The following is a 21,433-nucleotide window of genomic DNA, read 5'->3' as shown; positions in this document are numbered from 1 at the left end:
TTATTTCTTTTTTTACATTTGCATTATGGCAACAAGACAGATAAATAACCATGCTGAAATTGTTTTTACTTGCAGCGAAGCAGTTCATCACAATACCGAAATGATAGCTGAAGAACATTCTGTTGTTCGGGTTTTGTCGGGCGAGTTAAAAGTAGTCCAATCCAATAGAACGTATGTTTTGGGAGCAGGTGAAACATTTCTGTTTCCACGAAACAGGCTGGCTTCACTTATAAAATCTGAAAAAGACGGTCTGCCTTACAAAGCAATTATCGTAAAACTTACCCACGATGTTTTGAGAGATTTCTACGAGCATAAAAATATGGAAACCTTTCTGGCTTCCAAAACTGATAACATTATTCCGTTCCCCAAAGATCCTTTGCTGGACAGTTTTTTCGCTTCAATGCTACCCTATTTTAACTTGGATTACAAGCTGCCACAAGACCTGTCGACATTGAAAATTCAGGAAGCTATTACTATTTTACGTTCTGTAAATAGAGATATTGATACTATTTTGTCCGATTTTTCAGAACCGCACAAAATCAATATTTCAGCGTTTATGCAAAGAAATTATATGTTCAATATGCCAATAGAAAAATTTGCTTATTTGACTGGACGCAGTTTGACTACTTTTAAGCGGGATTTTAAAAAGGCATTTGATACCACACCACAAAAGTGGCTGACAATGAAACGGCTGGAACTTGCCCATTACCAGCTGACCGAAAAGCATAGAAAACCTATTGACGTTTTTTACGAAGTTGGTTTTGAAAACTTATCACACTTCTCGTATGCCTTTAAAAAACAATTCGGACAGTCGCCAACAGAGCTTGCTGTAAGAAAAACAGATATTAGCAGCTAGCCGCATTCTAATATGGCGAGTTAATTACGAAATTCATTGCCATTTCTCTAATGAAATCCTGAACTGAATCTTTGCTCTTCGATTTCAACTACTCCTTCAAGACGTTATATTCTGCCTAAACTGACAGTTCGACAAACGAACTTAGAAACCTTGATTAGTGACATTTTTTCATCATAATATATGAAAAAATGTCATTTTTTTCCACTGGCACATAATTTGTTTTTTTTCTTGTGCACGCTGGTGTGCACGTTCAAATTTTTATTGTCTAACAATTTTAAAAATTAATGTTATGAATCTTATTAAAAGAGATGCAGGCCGTATACCGGCTTTTCAACGCTTGTTTTTTGATGATTTTTTTGGCCGTGATCTTTTCAATTGGGAAAACAACAATTTTTCAGCAACAAGCACTACACTGCCGTCTGTGAATATTAAGGAAACAGATGAGAATTACGAAGTCCAAGTCGCCGCACCGGGAATGGACAAAAAGGACTTTAAGGTTACTCTTGACAATGGGCAGCTCACTATTTCTTCGGTAAAACAAAATGAGCATAATACCCAGGAAGAAAATTTTACTCGCAGGGAATTTAGTTATCAGTCCTTCCAGCGAAGCTTTACCCTGCCTAAAAATGTAGTGGACGAAGATAAAATCAGTGCTCGTTACGAAAACGGAATTTTACTGCTGTCTATTCCAAAGCTCGAACAAGCCAAAGAAAAATCTCCCCGTCTGATTGATATTTCTTAAGTTAAACAACACAGTTAGAAAGCTGCCTCCGGCAGCTTTCTTTATAATCATTTCCACATGTTATCACAATTATTCTCTGGGATAGCTGTGCTGTCCTTTGTTATTTTACTGCTTATCTTGCTTCTTCGCGGTTTAAAACAGCCATATTTTATCGCTTATATAGTCGCTGGAACATTTTTAGGGCCTCAGGCTCTCAATATTATTGACCATCCAGGAGTGATTGCAGAAATAGGTGAAATCGGAATTGTACTGCTCATGTTCTCCATTGGCCGTGAGATTGATATTCAAAATCTGAAACGAAATATTCATAAACCGCTTTTAATCGCTTTTGTGCATCTGCTGCTGAGTTTTTTCTTTATGCATACCATTGGGGCTTATGCAGGATGGAAAATGACAACTACAGTTTTGATGGCTTTTATTATAAGCATAAGCAGCTCTGCTATAGTATTTCAATATCTGGCCAGAACGGGAGAAATTAACAGTCGTCTGGGAGTGATTACAGGAGGTGTGCTTTTGCTGCAGGATATATTGGTTATTCCAATGATGCTGATCCTAAATTTTATGTCAGGAAATCATATCTCGCAGACCCAGCTGATTAAAGTGTGCGCTGCTGGACTGCTTATGCTGCTATTTTTAAAACGTGCAGTGGGGCAGAAACCACTGAAACTTCCCATGAGCAGCGAAATTGCGGCAGACCACGAACTGCAGGTTTTCATAGGTTTCAGCTTGTGTTTTGGAATGGCCTGGATAACTGGAGCGCTCGGTTTATCAACCGCTTTTGGGGCTTTTGCAGCAGGAATTTTAATTGGTCATGATAAAGCGACTCATTGGCTCGATAAATCCCTTATGCCGTTCAGGGTCTTCTTTATGGCTTTCTTTTTTGTAGCCGTCGGACTGCAGTTGGATATTAAATTCTTTTCGCAGCATACTTTAACCATACTGCTGATTTCAATCGCGGTGCTTTTCAGCAATAGCGTCATTAACGCGGTTCTCTTTAGGGTTACAAAAAATTCTTGGCGTGATAGTATATACGCAGGCGCATTATTATCTCAGATAGGAGAGTTTAGTTTCGTATTAATAACGACCGCTTCCTCACTAGGTTTGATAGGTCCTTTTATGTACCAGATTACCTTAGCAGTAATTACCTTGACAATGGCTTTTACCACTATATGGCTTATGGTAATCCAGAAGCTGATTTACAAAATCAACAAGAAGGGTAAGACGGGTTTCAAATGCTCGAACAAGAGCTTGTCTTAAAAAAAGAGACTAGTAAAATATCTCTAAAAACTACCTGAATTTTTGCGGCAAAAAATATACAAGCAAAAAAGCGATTGAAAAATCAATCGCTTTTAAAAACAACAACCTGAAATTATTATTTAGTATATTTTTTTCTTAGAATGTTTATTTCCTTAGGTCCGATTCCCATTTCCTGCTGTAAAAAGTTTTCTATACTTCCGTATTGCGTTTTAATGCCTCCAAAAAACGAACGGATAAGTTCTGGTTTTAATGCCATTTCATTTTCTACCTGTGCTTCAGTCAAACCGCTCATTTTTGCAAGCGGAGCCATCATTCCGTTGTTCATTTTCTTAAGATATACATTAGATGCCATATAATCTTCTTCGATGGTTTTCTCAGGAACGTTTAAAACATACAAAAATAAGGCAGTTGCCATACCGGTACGATCACGTCCGCCGGTGCAGTGGTACATTACGGCTTCTTTTTTATCAGCAGTTAATAATTTTACAAATAACGGACGGAACCTGTCTCCGCTGTATTTCACAGCATCAATCCCATAAAATTTTTCAAGAAAACCTCCTTCTTTTAAAAGTTTAACCATTTGAGCAGGATTTGGAATACTGTCACTTCCTGCTGGGCTTAAAGTGTAATCTGTATTTTGAGGTAAACGGTCTGGAGCTGCTTTAGATTCTGCAACGCCTCTGAAGTCAACTACTGTATGGATTTTCTTTTTATCCAAAAGCGCTAGATCTTCATTTGTCAATTTATCAATTCCAGCACTTCTAAATACTTTTTCCCAAACAACTTCTTTTCCATCTGTAGTTTTGTATCCGCCTACATCTCTAAAATTTAATGCACCTTTTACAGGAACGAGTCTTTTAATACTGTCAGTAAGCTGAGCATTTGCTAATGTCTGTACTAAAATTGCAGCTATAATAATTGTCTTTTTCATTTTTATATTGATTAATTTATTTGTTTTTAAAATATGTCATAACGCAGACCTGCCTGTCCTCGGCTTCCGTACCATTCCTGCGAAGTAACACGGCGTTTATCATTCCCCATATACATTTTTACTGGTGAATCACTAAGGTTGTTTAACTCAATAAATACTTTAAGTTTTTTATTGATATTGACAGTTGCAGAAGCATCAATTGTGAAATTAGAATCGGACCAGATGTAATAATCAGGACCTAATTGCTGATTTATGGTTTCTACAGAATTGCCGCGGTAATTGCCTGCAAGACGAACCATTACGCCATTTCTTTCATAAAATAAAATAGCATTGAAAAGATTCTTAGACTGGTTAGGAAGACTTGTTTTGTCATTGAAAGTATTTGTTCCGTTAACACGCGGCACATCGGTTTTTGAGTCTAAATAAGTGTAATTAAATTCTACTCCGAAACCGCTCCAGAATCCATTAAGGAAATCAAACCTTTTATTAATTCCAGCTTCAAATCCTACTAAAGATGCTTTGTTTAGGTTTTTTGCCTGAGTAATCAAATAATCATTTCCGTCAATGTTCTGCATACTTACATCTGTAAATACCACATCTGTAATATTTTTGTAAAATACACCTCCTGAAAGAATTCCCACATTATCAAAATAGTATTCTCCCATTACGTCAAAATTATTACTGAATGTTGGCTTTAGATCAGGATTTCCTTGTGTAATAGTCATAGGAGAAGCTGTTGTATTTGTGGAACTTCCAGGTGTCATGTCTCCAAAATTCGGACGGACAAATGTGCGGGTGTATGCGGCACGAAGATTTGATTTGTCGCTTAATTTATATTTTAAATGAAGCATTGGAAGAAACGAATTATAATTATTCTCGACCACAGACGGACTCAGCGTTATTACTGCAGGAGTTCCTTCAGTAGTAGCTTTAGTTCCGTTTAAAGTCATAGCAGTATACTCATTACGTAGACCTCCAACTATCTTTAGGTTATCTGTTGCATCGATTTCTGCCATTGCGTAACCTGCAATTACATTTTCATCACCTGTATAAAAAGAAGTTGCATTTGTTTTGGATGTAAAATCCATAAATCCGTTAGCAGTCTGGAAAGATTGTCCGTACATATTAAACAACTGATCTTTAGTCAATGGTTTTACGATGAACTGGCTGAAATCACCATTCATGTTTCCAAAAAATTTGCTTCCGTTAGGGAAATTAGTAGTCTGCAATGCTGAAAGTGGCACTAAAGCAGGCGAATTTGGAATTCCGACAGCTGCTCCAGGCAGATAAACAAAATTAGATCCGTAAGTGTTTGTTCTGTCTTTATGACGGTATTTTGCACCGAATTTCAGGTTTACTTTGGAACTGGCTTCTACTTTTAAATTAATTTGCCCGATCTGGTCTCTCTCACTGTTATCAAGCTGCGCAATTACAAGTTGGTTTAATAATAGTTTTGAAGGATCCATCACTTCGTTTGTATTTGCAATACCAGTTTCGAAGTGATCTACGGTACCGCCGACTCCGTTTGGAGAATCAAATCCCCAGTAACGTTTTCCATCACTGGAAAGATCATTGAAACCGCCTGTTATTTTCTGGCGGAAAGTAGCAATAGGAAGTCCTTTGTTGCCTGAAGTTGGAGGAGTATCTAAGTAATATTCTGATTTATGATTGCTGTAGCTCCAGTCTATTTTAAATTTTTCACTCATTTGATGTTCACCACCAACTTCAAAACCATTTAAAGCAGTTTGGTAGTGCGAGTATCTATAATTGTATTGAAAACGAGAATTAGTATAATCAATATAAGATTCATAAACAGGACGAATGTCATCAAATTTATTTGCCATCCCCCTGAAGAATATTTTATCAGATGGAGTAAGTTTATATTCAGCACCTACATTTAATCCTTTCGTTTCACGCTCTCCCATATAGCGTTTAAAAAGAACGGTATTAAGAGATTTTTTCTGTTCAACAACAGTCGCACCGGTATTATAAGTTGCAGCAAATTCATCAGATCCCCATTGTCTGCTCCAGATTGCCCCAGAAACAATTACTCCCAATTTATTATTAAAGAATCGGTCTCCGTAAGTTACAGAAGCATTGTAAGTACCATTTTCGCTGAATGTATTGTAACCTCCGGCCGCGCTGACATTCAAAACACGTTTTGATGGAGCTGTGCGTGTAATAAAATTGATGGATCCTCCAATAGCGTCACCTTCCATATCTGGGGTAACAGCTTTGGCAACCTGAACATATTGAATCATTTCTGAAGGAACGGCATCTAAAACTGATGAACGATTTCCCATAACATTAGAACTCGGAAGACGATTTCCGTTAAAGAGTGTAGAAGTCCACGCAAAAGGAGTTCCCCTGACCGTTGCCTGATCGGCCTCTCCATGATAACGTGCTACGGCAACACCCTGCATACGCTGTACCGCTTCGGCGGCATTACGATCTGGTAATTTACCAATAGCATCGGCCGCCATTACATCCATTATGGCAAGCGAATTTTTCTTGATGCTGTAAGCTTTTGCCTGAGAAGGAGCCATTGTTCCTTTTACCACAATTTCTTTTAGTGCTGCTGAGCCGTCTGGTGTCATTTGAATCAGCCCCAAATCATTTATTCCTTTTGCCAGATTTACAGTTATCGATTTTGTTTCAAATCCAATATAGCTGATCTCAATAACAGCTTCTCCTTCGGTCGGTGCTGTAAGGGTGAAAGCACCCTGCAGATCTGAAACTGCCGAGTTATTAAATGTTTTTCCAGAAATGTTGGCTGTAGGCAGTGTTCCTGCATCGCTTGTAACAACTCCTTTTATGGTCTGTGCATTATTCGATACGATAGAACCAATTGTTAGTGCAGCAGTGAAAAGTATTTTTTTAAATATCTTTTCCTTTTTAAACAAAGATTTTAAAATAATTTTAGGTATCATGTTTTGTAGTTTTTCTGCAAAGATTGCTTCGATTTAAACTAGGAAACGACTTTGTCGAACTAGAACTACTTTTAGAAAGTGTCAATCTTTTGATTAGGTTGTAAGATGTTCATTTTTAATGTTTTAATTTTTGTTATTAAATTGTTATGAATCAATTATTTCGCATTTAATAAACATTAAATTAACAGCCTCATGGTACTTTAGCACAAAGATTTTAAGATGAAATACATTATTGCAATAGGAATTTTTCAGGCTCTTTTAGCCGCAGTATTACTTTTAAGAAGCAGGTACAGAAAAAATGCAGATGATTTGCTGATATCTCTCGTAGTATGCATTGGGCTGCATCTTTCTATAAAATTTTTCATTTTTACTTTTGTGGAGGATCAGCAGGTTTTAAATATGATGAATACCTTTATCGGGTTCTGCTACATTCCATTATTGTACCTCTATACCTTAAAAACAATCCGTCCTGAATTCGTAACTGCTTCAAAATGGTATCTTTTTATTCCGTTTATTATCGGTGCTATAGGTTATTTTTCTACTGTTTGTGTTTTATCAGTAACATCGCCAAAAGCTTATTTAGTGCTGTACTGGTACAATACAATTAGTCTTTACACACTGCTTCCACTGGATATTATTTTTTCATGCGGCATCATTTACCTGGCGATGAATAAGCTGCCAAGAAACAGTCAGGAGAAAAAGTTAGTTGTCCAGCTTGCTTCTCTTTTTTTATGTGTTGGGGTTTTAGGAGTCTTGTTTGTAATTTTCAACTCTTTCTTCGACTCTTCAAATTATTTGTGCCGATCTATAATTTATACTCTTCTTATTGTCATTACAATTAGAATAATAAATTATAAATATGGGGCAGTAACAGGAACTGAAATGCTTTTATCTTCTGGAAATTACAATGGTGATGAGATTACTACTGAAATGGAGCCAAGCAGTGTAAGTAATTTTGTATTGGATCCGATTGAAAATATTCAGAGAGAAGAAAGAGAGATATCCGTACTTCAAAAGAGAAAAGAAATATTAAGCCAGAGTGAAATGTTTAAGATACTGCTGAGACTCGAAAAAGCAATGGAAAAGGAGCAGTACTATATGGACAGCGAACTCACGCTTGATAAGCTTGCAAAACTTACGAACGTCAATAAATATCATATAAGTGAGACATTAAATCATTTTGTAAATAAGTCTTTTTATACTTTCATAAATGAATACAGAATCGAATATGTAAAAGAAAAACTTAAAAGTTTATCAGAAAAAAATAGCAGTATTACTATTTTGGAATTGGCGTATGAATCTGGTTTTAATTCTAAATCATCCTTTAACAGATATTTTAAAGAGATAACTACATACACGCCTAGAGAATACCTGAATTTAATTGCGGCAGAAGTTTTAACGACTTAGAAGAACTCTGTTGTTTTGCAGTATTTTAGAATTATTACTTCGAAGTTTAATTTTTTTAGAAAAAATACAGCTTTAGTTTTTTCTGTATTTTTGTTTACATATGAATTAGTCGAGAGTTGGAAAATTGAACAATTAAGAAGATGGTTAAAAAATATTCGGTTTTACTATGTCTGTCCATTTCCTTGATTTTGATGGTAATAGCGGCCTCACTTTATCCTGGCGGCTCATTGTTTGACAAGAATTCCATAGGGTTTGGCTGGTCAAAAAATTTCGTAAGCAATTTATTTGCTGCAAAAGCGATAAATGGTTCAGAAAATCCCGGCAGGATCTGGGCAGTTATTGCGATGGCATTCCACTCGGCGGGTTATGGGATTTTTTTTATTAATATGTCAAAAAAAATACCTTCTGTACAATGGGCCAAAATTTTAAAATTTATTGGCATCGTTAACATAGTATTTATTTTCTTAATTGCAACGCCCTTGCATGATCTGGGAACCATATCGATCGTTTTAACATTGTTTGGTCTCTTTACAATTACGATATATATTCTAAAGTCAAAACTTCATTTCCTTAAATTCTGCTGTATTTTATGCTTGTTGACCTTTTACTGTTTCTTTTTTCTATTTGGATTTGGTTATTTGGGTTTGGCAGTCATAATGCAAAAAGTATATAATGCAAGCGCAATACTATTAGTTTTGGCATTGGAGTACTTTACCAACTATGAGGATTTTAAAGAAATCAAATCGGCAGGTCAAAAAATATAAGATTGGGTATTAACAAATACAGCGCATACCGATAGATTTCCTGCAGATTACCTCTTTCGAACGATAAATTTCCTTTCCTGATTTTCCTGATTTCGAGTCCAATTTACACGTGTGTTAGAATAGTTTAAATATTTTTTAAAGCTCCATTAAATCAATTTTAAACTCATGATAAATTTTTATTTATTCAATAAATTTTGATTTTATGTGCATTTAATTTATATAAAAATAATAATTGATGAATTAAGTTTAATGAATTTGTAAATTTTATTTTATTGAATCATTTTTTTTTATATTTTTGGTTAAATAAAATCTACTGTTTTGATTTCTAGGAAAATAAATAAAATTTTAAAAACTAAATCTCTTACTTTAAGAGGTCTTCAGCCTATTTTTAATTGTTGAAGAAAATTGTTACGGACCTTTGCTTTTAAAAGCTTCTCGTTTACAATTTAGTTATTTTATTTTTAATTTTCTCAACTACAAAAAATGAACTATAATAACTTAGCACTCGTTTGTATTGATTGCAAATCACTTTATTTAAAAGGGTTGCAGCCAATATTCAATTGTTGAAAATAGCTTTCTTCATACTTAAAGTTTTCAATATATTAATTTCTACTTTCTACTTTGGAAATTGTATTGAAAACTAATATTCCATTTTATTAATTTTTAAAAGATTGGAAAATACAATTTTCAATAGCATTTAAAATTCTGTAAACATTGTTGTAATATGTTTTAAACATGTTGCAACAGTATAATTTGCGATTTTAGGACTATTGTTAGTTTTTAAATTTTAACATTAAACAAAAAACATATTATGAAAAATATTTACAATATCAAGAAGAATTATTTGAATATAGTATTATTTCTATTCACAATAAATTTTGCCTACTCACAAACTTATACAAGCTGGATAACAGGAAGTACTTCGGATGTTAACACCACAACTACAGGAGGTACATGTTTAATGGGAGGCGGAACGGATAATGATGATGCAATAAAATGGATGATACAAAAATCAGGTGGCGGTGATTTTGTTGTCATTAGATCTGCAGGTACAGGAGCTTACAATGATTATATCTATGGATTGGGAACAGTAAATTCTGTAGAAACAATTTTAATAGATACTAGAGCAAAGGCCAGTATTGCAGAAATTGCCACAAAAATCAGAAATGCTGAAGCTTTATTTATTGCAGGTGGAGATCAAGCTACTTATGTATCTTATTGGAAAGATACTCCGGTCGAAGACGCTATAAATTATCTTATAAACACAAAGAAAGTACCTGTTGGAGGAACCAGCGCTGGATGCGCTATTCAAGGTAAATATTATTATAGTGCTGCAAATGCAAGTGTTACATCAGCTCAAGCCTTGGCCAATCCATATAATTCAGATATGACCATTGGAGCAAATGATTTTATAAACAATCCAATACTGGCTAATGTAATTACTGATACACATTATAATAATCCGGATCGCAGAGGTAGGCAAACCGCTTTTATTGCCAGAATGTGGAAAGATTTGGGTGCGGGATTGAATGCAAAAGGAATTGGGGTTTATGAAAAAACGGCAGTTTGTATTGATCAGAATGGCATTGCTAAGGTTTTTGCTCCGGCAAGCGCAAACTATGCTTATTTTTATCAATTTGATACCAGTTCGTTACCAGAAACCGTGACTTCAGGCTCTGCTTTAACTTGGAACAATAACGGAAAAGGAGTAAAGATCATCAAAATTGAAGGGGATAGTACAGGGTCTACCACACTAAATTTAAACGATTGGACAACAGTTTCAGGATCTAAAGCAAGTTATGGAGTGATTAAAGTAGTTAATGGGACTTTAACAGAAACATTAGGTACTGCACCATCAGGCTGTCCTATGCCTACAAATTTAACTGTAGGCAGCATAACAACTAATTCTGCAATCCTTAACTGGGCGGGTACTGCAACAAATTATACTGTTAAATATAAGACAAATAGTTCATCAACTTGGACAACACTTAGCGCTACAACAGCAACTTCAGTTAATTTAACAAGTTTAAATACTAATACTGTTTATAATGTTGAAGTTTATGGCAATTGCACAAGTGGTTCTTCTCTAGCAGCAACGATAAACTTCACCACAACATCTGGAGGGGGCGGTACAGTGACCTATTGTTCTTCCGCCGGAAGTGATGCCAGTAGAGAATGGATTAAAAAAGTAGCAATTGGCAGTATTAGTAATTTAAGTAATTCAAATGGAGGTTATGCCGATTTTTCTTCACAAGTAGCTAACATCTCTAAAGGAACCGCGACCACTTTGACATTGACTCCTGGATTTAGTGCAACGAGAAAATTATACTGGAAAGTATTTATTGATTTAAATAATAATGGTGCATTTACCGATTCGGGAGAAGAGGTATATTCTATTTTTAGCAGCTCCACTTTAACACCTCAAATCACAATACCGTCATCAGCCGTAAATGGAAACATCAGAATGCGGATCATAGTAAGTTACAATTCAATTACATCTTCTTGCGGTACTTATACTTATGGCGAAACAGAAGATTATACATTGAATGTTTCAGGCGGAACCGCAAAATTTAAGGAAATTAAAAATATAGAAGTGACGAATAATCCGATAGTAATTTACCCAAATCCGACTGTAGATATCCTTAAAATTGATTTTGCAGTGGCAGAAAAAGAAGATATTCAAGTTTCTATTTATGATCTTAATGCTTCGCTTTTAAAAACAATTAACGTTAAGGGGAATCCTGGTGAAAACAGCTTAGATGTGAACGTTTCAGATCTAAAAGCGGGTCAATACTTACTTTCTATCAGAAAGGGAGACCAAGTCGTAAAACGTTCTAAATTTATAATATCAAATTAATTTTTTTGTTTTTTAAAGCATTCCGCAGATAATGACAAAGCAATCAATTTTCATACTTCTTTTTTAGAATTATTTATTTTGATATTGGGAAACTATTTTTCAAATGAATATGTTTTCCAATATTAGATTTTTAGAAAATCTTTTTGTTTTATTTGGCAGGAATCTTAAAATTATAAAGAAAAATCATTATAAAAACTAAAAGGGTAAATAAAATTTAATTAAAAGTGTGATTTTTATTTTTTAATTCATTTTTTTTTCTACTTTTAACATCAAATAAAATCAGTCTCTTTTGATTTCAGGAAAAGCAAATACAATCACAAAAACAAAATCTCTTACTTTAAGAGGTCTTCAGCCTATCTTTAATTGCTGAATAAAATTGATATTTATACACCACCGTTCTGGAGTGTTTGATATCATTATTGTATTTTTTTATTTTCTCAACCAAACTAACCCAAACCAAATGAATTTTACCAATTTATCAAACCGCTGTATTGATTGCAAATCACTTTATCTAAAAGGTTTGCAGCCAATATTTAATTGTTAAAGTTTCCCTTCTTCGTTTACAGATTTTTATGCCAAAACGCTTCATTTTCATGAATAGTTAAGGTATTTCTATTGTCAATTTTATTAAATTTTAAATCAAGAAAATGAAACTAAACAATAAACTAAAGCTAATTGTTGTGTTGTTATCATGCATTTCAACATACGCTCAAAAAACTATAAAAGGAACTGTTGTAGACAAACAATCCAATATACCCATGGCAGGTGTCAATGTTATTGCGCCTAATTCAAAAGCAAGTGCAATTACAGATTTTGATGGAAAATTTGAACTTCAAATAGCTGATAACAGCAATTTAATAGAACTCTCTTATATCGGGTTTCAAACTCAAAAAGTAATTATAGATGGAAAATCCAATTACACTATTTTTATGACATCAGGACAAGGCCAAAGTCTAGATGAAGTGGTGATTATTGGTTACGGAACACAATCTAAAAAGGATGTAAGTTCGAGTGTACAATCTATAAAAACAAAAGACCTGCCTCAGGGAACCTCCTCAAGTTTTGAAAATAGTCTCCAAGGGCAGACTCCAGGGGTGAATATTAGTTCATCTTCGGCTACGCCGGGAAGTGCTGTGAGTGTTAATATCCGTGGTGTATCTTCTATTTCGGCCAGCAGCCAGCCTTTATACATAGTAGACGGAATTCCAATAGTATCTCGAAATAATTCAGCCTTGAATACTAATATACAGCCTGTTAATCCTTTAGCGGATTTGAGCCCAAATGACATTGAATCTTTTACAATTTTAAAGGATGCTGCAGCTGCAGCTATATATGGATCAAGAGGTGCTAATGGTGTAATCTTAATTACCACAAAGAGAGGTAAAACTGGTGCAAGTATTGTCGATGTTAATTACTATACTTCTTTTGCTCAAATTTCAAAATATCCAAAAATGGTAGACAGCGAGAAGTTTAAAAAATTTTTTAATACCGCTGCAGAATTTGACGGACTAGGTTCTGATTATTTTGATTGGATTGATACTTCAAAAGGAATCAACACCAATATCTATGATGAAATTTTCAGAGTGGGTGTAACGCAAAATTTAGATCTTAGTGTTAAAGGCGGAAGCGAAAAAACAAGTTATTACTTAAGCGGGAATTATTATAATCAGGAAGGAATTCAATTGGGGCAAGGCTTTAAGAGATTAAGTGCCCGTATGAATCTGGATCATAATATTAATGAAAAATTCAAAATAGGAAATACTTTTTTTATAACTAGAAGTAATCATCAGCGAACAATTGGAGAAAACGATGAATATGGAGTTGTAATTAATGCGCAGGGATGGGATCCTACAGAACCAATTTATGATGATAAAGGGAATTACACCAACCCATTCAAATACAATACTTGGTGGCCTCTTGAGAATCCTGTTCAAATTGCCAAAGAATATAAAAACAACTCTCAATCGACACGTGTACAAGGAACAGCATATGTGGAATGGAAAATTATTCCAGATTTAAAATTTAAGTCTGCTTTTTCATTAGAATATTCCAACTTAGTTGAGGATTCTTACGTTCCGTCTGGCACAAATAAATCTAAAACAGGTGAAGGTATTTTTGCGACTTATGAAGAAACCAACTGGCTTTTGGAAAATACTTTAAACTACAACAAACAGTTTGGCGAAAAGCATAATTTCGGAGCTATTTTAGGATGGACAATACAAGAAAATGAAACTCGTTTTTCAGATCAATCTGGTGTAGGATATGCTACCAATACAACATCCAGTATTTCGGCAGCAAGTACAATTATTGCGAGTACGTCTGGTAGAAATCAATACGGATTGCAGTCTTTTTTTGCTAGAGCAAATTATGTTTATGATGATAAATATATAGCATCATTTACGGTGAGAGCTGATGGTTCTTCCCGCTTTGGAGAGAACAACCAGTATGGTTATTTTCCGTCAGGATCACTAGCTTGGAGAATTAATAAAGAGAAATTTTTCAAAATTGAAAGTATTTCTGATTTTAAAATCAGAGCCAGTTACGGACTGACAGGGAATCAGGAAATTGGTTCAAACTGGAGAGGAACTTATACTTTGAATGCTAATTATAATGGAGTTCCCGGAATAGCTCCTAATCGATTAGAAAATCCAGACTTGGGATGGGAAAAAACAAAACAGCTCGATATTGGTTTAGATTTTGGATTGTTTAAAAACCGAATCAATTTTACGGCAGATTATTTCAACAAACAAACAGATGATCTTTTATTGCAGGCTAAAGTTTCGGGACTTACAGGCTTTAACTCCGTTTACCAAAATGTTGGAGCTATAGAAAATAAAGGATTCGAATTTGGAATTAATGCTGCTGTCTTTGATGGAAATGATTTTAAATGGAATACAGGAGTAAATTTTACGCTGCTTGACAACAAGATTAAAAAATTAATCAATGATGGAGAAGAAGTAGGAAGAAATCATATTCTTAAAGAAGGACAAGAGGTTAGTACTTTATATTTAATTAAATTTTTGGGTGTGGATCCTCAAACTGGAGACGCAAAATTTGATGACGTGAATAAGGATGGAATTATTGATTTCTCTGACAGGCAGATTGTTGGCGGTGCATTACCAACTTATTTTGGCGGATGGAGCAATAATTTTACATACAAAGGATTTACCTTAACAGCAAACTTCGTATTCTCTGGAGGAAATAAAATATTCAATCAAAGCCGACATGTTTATGATAATTATGGTTATACAAAAAGCGGCATCCCTTATTCTAATATAAGCGAAAGAGTATATGATAATTATTGGAGAACGCCTGGGCAAATTACCGACGTACCAAGACCATCAACAAAAGATGGGCAAATGCAGCGTTTTAGCACGCAGTTTTTGGAAGACGGTGATTTCATAAGATTGAAAACGTTAAGTCTTGCTTATAAACTGCCCTCTAATGTTATTCATAAAATTGGTTTAAATAGTCTTTCTCTTTACGTACAAGCTCAAAATTTGTTTACCATAACAGATTATTTAGGTTTTGATCCTGAGGTTTCTACAAATACTTCAAGTCAGCAAGATTTAAACAGCATGCAAGGGGAAGATTTTGGAACTCTAGGTCAGGCGCGCACTTTTACATTAGGACTAAGTACAACATTTTAAATTTTAAAATCATGAAAAATAAAAAGATATATATATTCTTGTCTATGCTGCTTGCCTTTACAGTTTTAGGATGTGACGATGTATTAGACACTAAATTAGATGATGAAATTCCAGCGGCAACTGCAATAACTGATAATATTTCATTAAAGGCAGCAGCTGTCGGATTATATGATGTGATGCAAAGCGGCACTTACTATGGAGGTGAATTTATATTGGCTCAGGAATTAACAGGCGGTAATGCTGATGCGACAGGCTTTCAGGAACGTTTTACACAATTAGACAATGCTATTGTCCCTCCCTCAAATGCTTATATTCAAAGCAATTGGGTAAATGTTTATTCTCTTGTTAATGCCAGTAATTTGATTTTGCTAAAAATGGAAGAGCTTCAGTTACAAGATGATAATTCTAAAGGAACTGCACTTTTCTGCAGGGCATTAGGGCATTTTGATGCGCTGCGTCAATTTGGACAATTTACAGATCTAAACTCAAAATATGGTGTTCCTGTTTCAACTAAATATTTGGATGCAAAAGCGGCAGCCGAAATTTCTAGGTCTACTGTTGCAGAATCTTATCAGCAGATAATCTCAGATTTAAAAGAAGCTATCGGAATTTTGAAATATGACAGTGCTAGATTTTTTATTACAAAAGCAGCAGCCGAGGCTTTACTTGCAAGGGTTTATTTATATCAAGGTGATTATGATAACGCTATATTGTACGCCAGTAAAGTGATCAGTAATAGTACTTATAAATTAAATACAAAATTTAATGATATTTATGATGTTGAAGGTTCGTCTGAAGCTATACTGGAGTTACAGTTTTTAGGTATTGACGGTAATAGTTTAACCGAATATTTATCAGTTTCGCCTCCAGAGGTTTCTGCCAACTACAATAATTTCTTCAAAGCAATGGACGCTGATAACGATCCAAGAAGCTATAAATATTATGATTCAGGAAAAGAAGTTTTTTGTGATAAATATGGAACCCGTGACAGCGAGATAGATGGAAATGCAATTATCCTCAAACTTTCAGAAATCTATTTAATCCGCGCAGAGGCACTGGCAAAGAAAGACCCGCAAAATTTAACTTTAGCTTTGGCTGATTTAAATGTGGTGCGTCAAAGAGCTCTGCCTGCTAAACCTTACACTTTAGCGGAGATTCCAAATCTAGATGCTTTTATTAATATTCTCATTGAAGAAAACAAAAGAGAGTTAGGCTTTGAAGGACATCAGTGGTTTACTATAGTTAGATTAGGAAAGGCATCTTCAATTTTAAATATTCCTGCCTTTAGAACAACTTATCCGATTCCGCAAAATGAAATTACGATTGCGCGCGGCAAATTAGAACAAAATCCAGGATATTAAAATCAAAATAAGAAGCTGCTACTGCGGAATCCATCAATAAATGGTATTTCGCCAGCAGTCTTCTTTCAAATCAAAAAAAAAGAAAAAAGAAAGAAATGACAAATAAAAAAACCTTTGCACTTTGTATACATGGAGGTGCCGGTGTAATAACTCCTGAGAATTTATCACAAACAGACAAAAATAAAATAAAAAATGACTTAATTCTTGCCTTGAATGCAGGAGAAGCAATTTTAGCAGAAGGAGGCAATGCTGTTGATGCTGTTAGTGCCGCTGTAGTAGTTTTAGAGAATAGTATCCATTTTAATGCAGGAAAGGGAGCGGTTTATTCTCGTGAGGGCAAACATTTACTGGAAGCGTCAATAATGGATGGTGCTACTTTAGAGGCTGGAGCGGTAGCGAACAGTATGAAAATTAAAAACCCTATTTTATTTGCCAAAAGCTTATTAGCAAATAAAGATATTATAATGATTTCAGGCGAGGCTGCGGATAGTTTGGCACAACAAACTAATCATGAATTAGTGGATAACCATTATTTTGACACTGATTTTAGAAAAGAACAATTTTTGGAGGCGAAAAAAATTTCTGAAACAGCAAGTTTTTTGGATCATACCAATTTAAAGATGGGAACTGTTGGCGCTGTTGCTATTGACAGAAATGGTAATATAGCTGCAGCAACTTCAACTGGAGGTATGACCAATAAATTGGATGGACGTATTGGTGACTCTGCAATTATTGGTGCTGGTACTTATGCCAATAATAAGACTTGCGGCGTGTCCTGTACAGGTGTTGGAGAATATTTTATCAGGGCCACAGTCTCTTCAATGGTTTCAAATTTAATGGAATTTGGGAAAATGTCTCTTGAGCAGGCAACTGAAGTAACCATCAAAGGCCATTTGACAAAGCTTGGAGGAGAAGGAGGACTTATCGCAATTGATAAGGATGGCAATGTTAATTTTTCTTATAACTCGGAAGGAATGTATCGAGGATATGTGAGTGAAAAAAATAGTGAGAAGAAAGTGTTTATCTGGGATCTGGAAGAAAAAATTTAATATCAAAAATGAAAACTTTCAAACAATTAGCAATGATAATTTTATTACTAAGTTTATCATGCAAATCAAAACAAAATAAGTCTTTCAAACAAGATAATTTACCAGCAGGCAAAATTGTAAAAAATACAGCCAAAGGAAACTTATTTATAATTGGAGGCGGTAAAATATCTAAATCACTGATTAAGGAATTGATAAGCACTAGTAATTTGAAAGATAACGATTTTATTGTAATACTTCCAATGGCAAGCGAGGAGCCAGACTCTGCGTCATACTATGCTAAAAAAAGTTTTGTTGACGTAGGAATCAATGCGGATAAAATAAAAACATTTAATTTAAAAAAAGAGCTGCAAAGCATTCGTCAGATTGATTCTATAAAAAGAGCATCCTTAGTTTACATTACTGGCGGTGACCAAAATTTATTTATGTCCCAAATTCTTCACACACCAGCATACCAAGCCATACACACCGCATACCAAAATGGTGCGACAATTGCTGGAACAAGCGCTGGCGCTGCTGTAATGAGCAGGGAAATGATAACTGGTATTGAGTATAAACATTCTCAGTACACTGGTAACTTTCGAACTATTGAGTCAGAAAATTTTGAGATTAAAGAAGGACTTGGACTAATGCCCTCTGCAATCATAGATCAGCACTTTATTTACAGGATGAGAATGAACAGGCTCCTTTCAGTTGTCTTAGAGCATCCTGATAAAAAAGCAATTGGTATTAATGAATCAACTGCCCTAATTGTTCATGGTGACTCAGCAGTAGTTTCTGGAGAATCACAAGTTATCATTTTAAAAAACTCGAATAAAAATAGTATTAAAACAAAAGATGGTCTTTTGGGCGGTGAAAATATTCTTATAGACATTCTTCTACCTGGAGAAAAATTTAAACTTTAAAAAAATGAAACTATTACAAAAATTTCCAGATACAATCACTATTATTTTAGTGATCACTATTCTTTTTATTGGTTTAACCTGGGTTATTCCTGCAGGAGAGTTCGATAGGTCACACGGAAACAATACTGAGAAGATTATTGCAGGTTCGTACAAACATGTAGCGGCATCTCCTCAAGGAATTAAAGCTTTTTTAGAAGCTCCGATTAAAGGTTTTATTTCCGCATCGCAAATTATTGCTTTTGTATTTTTGGTTGGAGGTGCTTTTTCTATTATAAATTTGACAGGTGCCATAAATGCTGGACTTTTTAATGTAATTGAGTTCAGTCAAAAAAAGCCAAAACATAAAATTTTCATTATTCCTTTTTTAATTATATTGTTTTCTTTTGCTGGAGCTACTTTTGGATTGAGCGAAGAAATTTTAATATTTATTTTAATTACCGTACCCATGGCAAAAGCGATGGGTTATGATGCTATTGTTGGTGCCGCTATTCCAATTGTTGGCACTGGTGTTGGTTTTGGAGGAGCCTTTAGTAACCCATTTACTATTGGTATTGCACAAGGTATTGCACAAATTCCAATTTTTAGCGGGATGGAATATAGGATTTTTGTTTGGTTTGTTTTGACAACCTGTGCCTGTACTGTAATCACTCACTATGCAATAAAGATCGAAAAAAATCCCGAGAAAAGTCTATTATTTGGCAGTACTGATGAAAAAGAGAAAAGCAGTCTTGAGGTATCAGATTTTAAATTAGACGGTTCAAGAAAAATAATTTTATATGCACTTTTTGCTTCAATTATCATATTAATTTATGGGGTGAGTAATTATGATTGGTACATAAACGAAATTGCTGCTTTATTTTTGGCATTAGCAATTTTTGTTTCCATTATTTACAGAATGTCTATGTCAAAAGCGATAGATGCTTTTGTATCTGGAGCTAAAGATATGATGACTGCAGCTTTGGTAATTGGATTGGCTAAAGGACTATTAATCATTGCGCAGGAAGGCAAAATTATTGACACAATACTTAATTCCATTGTATCAATAACGCAGGACACGCCGAAGGCTATATCCGCTGAATGTATCTTTTTTTTCCAATCATTTTTAAACTTTTTTATTCCTTCAGGATCAGGACAAGCTTCTTTAACGATGCCTATTATTATTCCTATTTGTGATGCATCAGAAATAAGCAGACAAATGGCTGTGCTTACTTTTCAATTAGGTGATGGTTTTACTAATCTTATCATTCCCACAAGCGGGGTTACAATGGGAGCGCTTTCTTTGGCGAAAATACCCTATAGTAAATGGTTTAAATGGATGCTGCCTAGAATGTTGGTGTTTTTAATAGCGTCTATGCTGCTGATTCTCCCTCCTTTATATTTATTTAATTGGTAAAATCATAGTAAAATGAAAATAATTACGATAACTTTTCTGCTGATTTTAAGCGGTTGTTCTTCTGAAAATAATCAGGAAAATTCAGTTCAACAAAAACCAGAAGTAAAAAACTATGTGTCTTATTTTACAGGAAATAAAGTAGATAAAATTACTGTTCCAGAAGGCGGAATCTGCTTAATGGGAGGAGCCACCGAAAATGATGAAGCAATGAAATGGTTTCTAAAAAGGGCAGCTGGCGGAGATGTTTTGATATTAAGAACTTCGGGATCCGATGGTTATAATTCGTACTTACACTCTTCTTTAGGTGTTGCCGTTAATTCTGTTGAAACCGTTGTCTTTAAGACTGCTGCAGCGAAGTCAGATAAGTATATACTGGATAAAATAAATAATGCTGAGGCGATATGGTTTGCAGGCGGAGATCAATGGGAATATATTTCGTATTGGAGAAATACTCCAATTTCAGAAGCAATTAATAAAGCTATTAAAAGAAAGGCAGTTGTAGGCGGAACCAGTGCTGGAATGGCTATTCAGGGTGGTTTTTATTTTTCGGCTCAAAACGGCACGATAACTTCTCAAGAAGCTTTATTGAATCCTTATGATACTAAAATTGCACTATCAAATGATTTATTTTTAGATAATGCAATATTAAAAGATGTAATTACCGATACGCATTATGATAACCCCGATAGAAAAGGAAGGCACGTGACTTTTTTATCTCGAATTATAAATGATTATAAAGTAGAAGCTAAAGGAATTGCGTGTGATGAATACACATCGGTATGTATCGACGAAAAAGGAATTGCAAGAGTCTTTGGCAATTATCCTGCAAGGGAAGATATCGCATACTTTATAGTACCAAATACAGAAATTCCAGATAACAAGCCAGAAATTTGTAAGCCTAACACTCTATTAGAATGGAATCGGAATGCAGCTGCAATTAATGTTTATGAAATTAGAGGAACTAGTACAGGAGTCAATACATTTAATTTGAATAATTGGAAGGATGGAGTAGGAGGCATATGGAAAAAATGGTTTGTAGAAAGTGGTAAACTAAAAGAGTAAAGAAGCTAAAGAAAAATGCATTTTAATGAAAGATGAACCATTTTTGTCTTTAAAATATAATAAAGTTATGTTGCAATTAAATGTAAAGAACGAAACGTCAAGACTGCGTGCCGTAGTTTTGGGTTCTGCCGTTCATAATGGGCCGACTCCTTCATTAGAAGAAGCCTATGATCCTAAATCATTGGAACATATTAAAGCAGGAACATATCCTGTCGAAAAAGATATGACTGCTGAAATGGATGCTTTTAATGCTGTGTTTCAAAAGTATGATG

At 34.6% G+C, this 21,433-nt stretch carries 14 protein-coding genes and 1 pseudogene; 13 read left to right on the top strand and 2 right to left on the bottom strand.

Annotated features, from left to right (window positions below):
• Window positions 1–25 precede the first annotated feature (25 nt).
• The 3 genes from ASE40_RS07430 to ASE40_RS07420 all read left to right on the top strand — a co-directional run bounded on the left by ASE40_RS07430 (window position 26) and on the right by ASE40_RS07420 (window position 2,855).
• The gene (locus tag ASE40_RS07430; protein WP_057116319.1) at window positions 26–856 is read left to right on the top strand and encodes an AraC family transcriptional regulator; all 831 of its coding nucleotides are present in this window, start codon (window positions 26–28) and stop codon (window positions 854–856) included.
• Window positions 857–1,145: 289 nt separating this feature from the next.
• On the top strand, window positions 1,146–1,598 hold the full coding sequence (locus ASE40_RS07425; RefSeq protein WP_057116318.1) for an Hsp20/alpha crystallin family protein: 453 nt from the start codon (window positions 1,146–1,148) through the stop codon (window positions 1,596–1,598).
• Between the two features lie 57 nt (window positions 1,599–1,655).
• Window positions 1,656–2,855 carry a cation:proton antiporter gene (locus tag ASE40_RS07420; RefSeq protein WP_057116317.1) on the top strand — a complete coding sequence of 400 codons (1,200 nt, stop codon included), beginning with the start codon at window positions 1,656–1,658 and terminating at the stop codon, window positions 2,853–2,855.
• Between the two features lie 115 nt (window positions 2,856–2,970).
• Here the strand turns inward: ASE40_RS07420 and ASE40_RS07415 are convergent, their stop codons facing one another.
• Window positions 2,971–3,786, bottom strand: coding sequence for a tyrosine-protein phosphatase (locus ASE40_RS07415; protein WP_057116316.1), 816 nt, complete (start codon window positions 3,784–3,786; stop codon window positions 2,971–2,973).
• Between the two features lie 26 nt (window positions 3,787–3,812).
• The gene (locus tag ASE40_RS07410) at window positions 3,813–6,716 is read right to left on the bottom strand and encodes a TonB-dependent receptor (RefSeq protein WP_082586773.1); all 2,904 of its coding nucleotides are present in this window, start codon (window positions 6,714–6,716) and stop codon (window positions 3,813–3,815) included.
• 219 nt (window positions 6,717–6,935) lie between these two features.
• Between ASE40_RS07410 and ASE40_RS07405 the strand changes: the two genes are divergently transcribed.
• The 10 genes and pseudogenes from ASE40_RS07405 to ASE40_RS22325 form a co-directional block, all read left to right on the top strand.
• Window positions 6,936–8,123 carry a helix-turn-helix domain-containing protein gene (locus ASE40_RS07405; RefSeq protein WP_057116315.1) on the top strand — a complete coding sequence of 396 codons (1,188 nt, stop codon included), beginning with the start codon at window positions 6,936–6,938 and terminating at the stop codon, window positions 8,121–8,123.
• A 140-nt stretch (window positions 8,124–8,263) separates the two neighbouring features.
• Window positions 8,264–8,887 carry a hypothetical protein gene (locus ASE40_RS07400; protein ID WP_057116314.1) on the top strand — a complete coding sequence of 208 codons (624 nt, stop codon included), beginning with the start codon at window positions 8,264–8,266 and terminating at the stop codon, window positions 8,885–8,887.
• 811 nt (window positions 8,888–9,698) lie between these two features.
• Complete coding sequence (locus ASE40_RS07395) at window positions 9,699–11,744, top strand: GEVED domain-containing protein (RefSeq protein WP_057116313.1); 2,046 nt, start codon at window positions 9,699–9,701, stop codon at window positions 11,742–11,744.
• A gap of 647 nt (window positions 11,745–12,391) precedes the next feature.
• Window positions 12,392–15,394, top strand: coding sequence for a SusC/RagA family TonB-linked outer membrane protein (locus tag ASE40_RS07390; RefSeq protein ID WP_082586772.1), 3,003 nt, complete (start codon window positions 12,392–12,394; stop codon window positions 15,392–15,394).
• 11 nt (window positions 15,395–15,405) lie between these two features.
• Complete coding sequence (locus ASE40_RS07385) at window positions 15,406–16,755, top strand: RagB/SusD family nutrient uptake outer membrane protein (RefSeq protein ID WP_082586771.1); 1,350 nt, start codon at window positions 15,406–15,408, stop codon at window positions 16,753–16,755.
• A gap of 95 nt (window positions 16,756–16,850) precedes the next feature.
• The gene (locus tag ASE40_RS07380) at window positions 16,851–17,804 is read left to right on the top strand and encodes an isoaspartyl peptidase/L-asparaginase family protein (RefSeq protein WP_057116310.1); all 954 of its coding nucleotides are present in this window, start codon (window positions 16,851–16,853) and stop codon (window positions 17,802–17,804) included.
• 8 nt (window positions 17,805–17,812) lie between these two features.
• Window positions 17,813–18,706, top strand: a complete 894-nt coding sequence (locus ASE40_RS07375) for a cyanophycinase (RefSeq protein WP_057116309.1) — start codon at window positions 17,813–17,815, stop codon at window positions 18,704–18,706.
• Between the two features lie 4 nt (window positions 18,707–18,710).
• Window positions 18,711–20,099 carry a YfcC family protein gene (locus ASE40_RS07370; protein WP_057116308.1) on the top strand — a complete coding sequence of 463 codons (1,389 nt, stop codon included), beginning with the start codon at window positions 18,711–18,713 and terminating at the stop codon, window positions 20,097–20,099.
• Between the two features lie 12 nt (window positions 20,100–20,111).
• On the top strand, window positions 20,112–21,161 hold the full coding sequence (locus ASE40_RS07365; protein ID WP_057116307.1) for a cyanophycinase: 1,050 nt from the start codon (window positions 20,112–20,114) through the stop codon (window positions 21,159–21,161).
• 67 nt (window positions 21,162–21,228) lie between these two features.
• A pseudogene (locus tag ASE40_RS22325) lies at window positions 21,229–21,433 on the top strand (amidinotransferase); the annotation flags it as partial.

Origin of the sequence: Flavobacterium sp. Root935, assembly GCF_001429295.1 — a bacterium.
Lineage (GTDB): Bacteria > Bacteroidota > Bacteroidia > Flavobacteriales > Flavobacteriaceae > Flavobacterium.
This window is presented reverse-complemented; position numbering and strand designations above follow the sequence as displayed.

Coding starts and splice junctions, on each gene's coding strand:
- ASE40_RS07415 (WP_057116316.1), bottom strand. CDS start 3,786: ATGAAAAAGACAATTATTATAGCTGCAATTTTAGTACAGACATTAGCA.
- ASE40_RS07365 (WP_057116307.1), top strand. CDS start 20,112: ATGAAAATAATTACGATAACTTTTCTGCTGATTTTAAGCGGTTGTTCT.
- ASE40_RS07385 (WP_082586771.1), top strand. CDS start 15,406: ATGAAAAATAAAAAGATATATATATTCTTGTCTATGCTGCTTGCCTTT.
- ASE40_RS07380 (WP_057116310.1), top strand. CDS start 16,851: ATGACAAATAAAAAAACCTTTGCACTTTGTATACATGGAGGTGCCGGT.
- ASE40_RS07390 (WP_082586772.1), top strand. CDS start 12,392: ATGAAACTAAACAATAAACTAAAGCTAATTGTTGTGTTGTTATCATGC.
- ASE40_RS07395 (WP_057116313.1), top strand. CDS start 9,699: ATGAAAAATATTTACAATATCAAGAAGAATTATTTGAATATAGTATTA.
- ASE40_RS07410 (WP_082586773.1), bottom strand. CDS start 6,716: ATGATACCTAAAATTATTTTAAAATCTTTGTTTAAAAAGGAAAAGATA.
- ASE40_RS07420 (WP_057116317.1), top strand. CDS start 1,656: ATGTTATCACAATTATTCTCTGGGATAGCTGTGCTGTCCTTTGTTATT.
- ASE40_RS07430 (WP_057116319.1), top strand. CDS start 26: ATGGCAACAAGACAGATAAATAACCATGCTGAAATTGTTTTTACTTGC.
- ASE40_RS07400 (WP_057116314.1), top strand. CDS start 8,264: ATGGTTAAAAAATATTCGGTTTTACTATGTCTGTCCATTTCCTTGATT.
- ASE40_RS07370 (WP_057116308.1), top strand. CDS start 18,711: ATGAAACTATTACAAAAATTTCCAGATACAATCACTATTATTTTAGTG.
- ASE40_RS07405 (WP_057116315.1), top strand. CDS start 6,936: ATGAAATACATTATTGCAATAGGAATTTTTCAGGCTCTTTTAGCCGCA.
- ASE40_RS07375 (WP_057116309.1), top strand. CDS start 17,813: ATGAAAACTTTCAAACAATTAGCAATGATAATTTTATTACTAAGTTTA.
- ASE40_RS07425 (WP_057116318.1), top strand. CDS start 1,146: ATGAATCTTATTAAAAGAGATGCAGGCCGTATACCGGCTTTTCAACGC.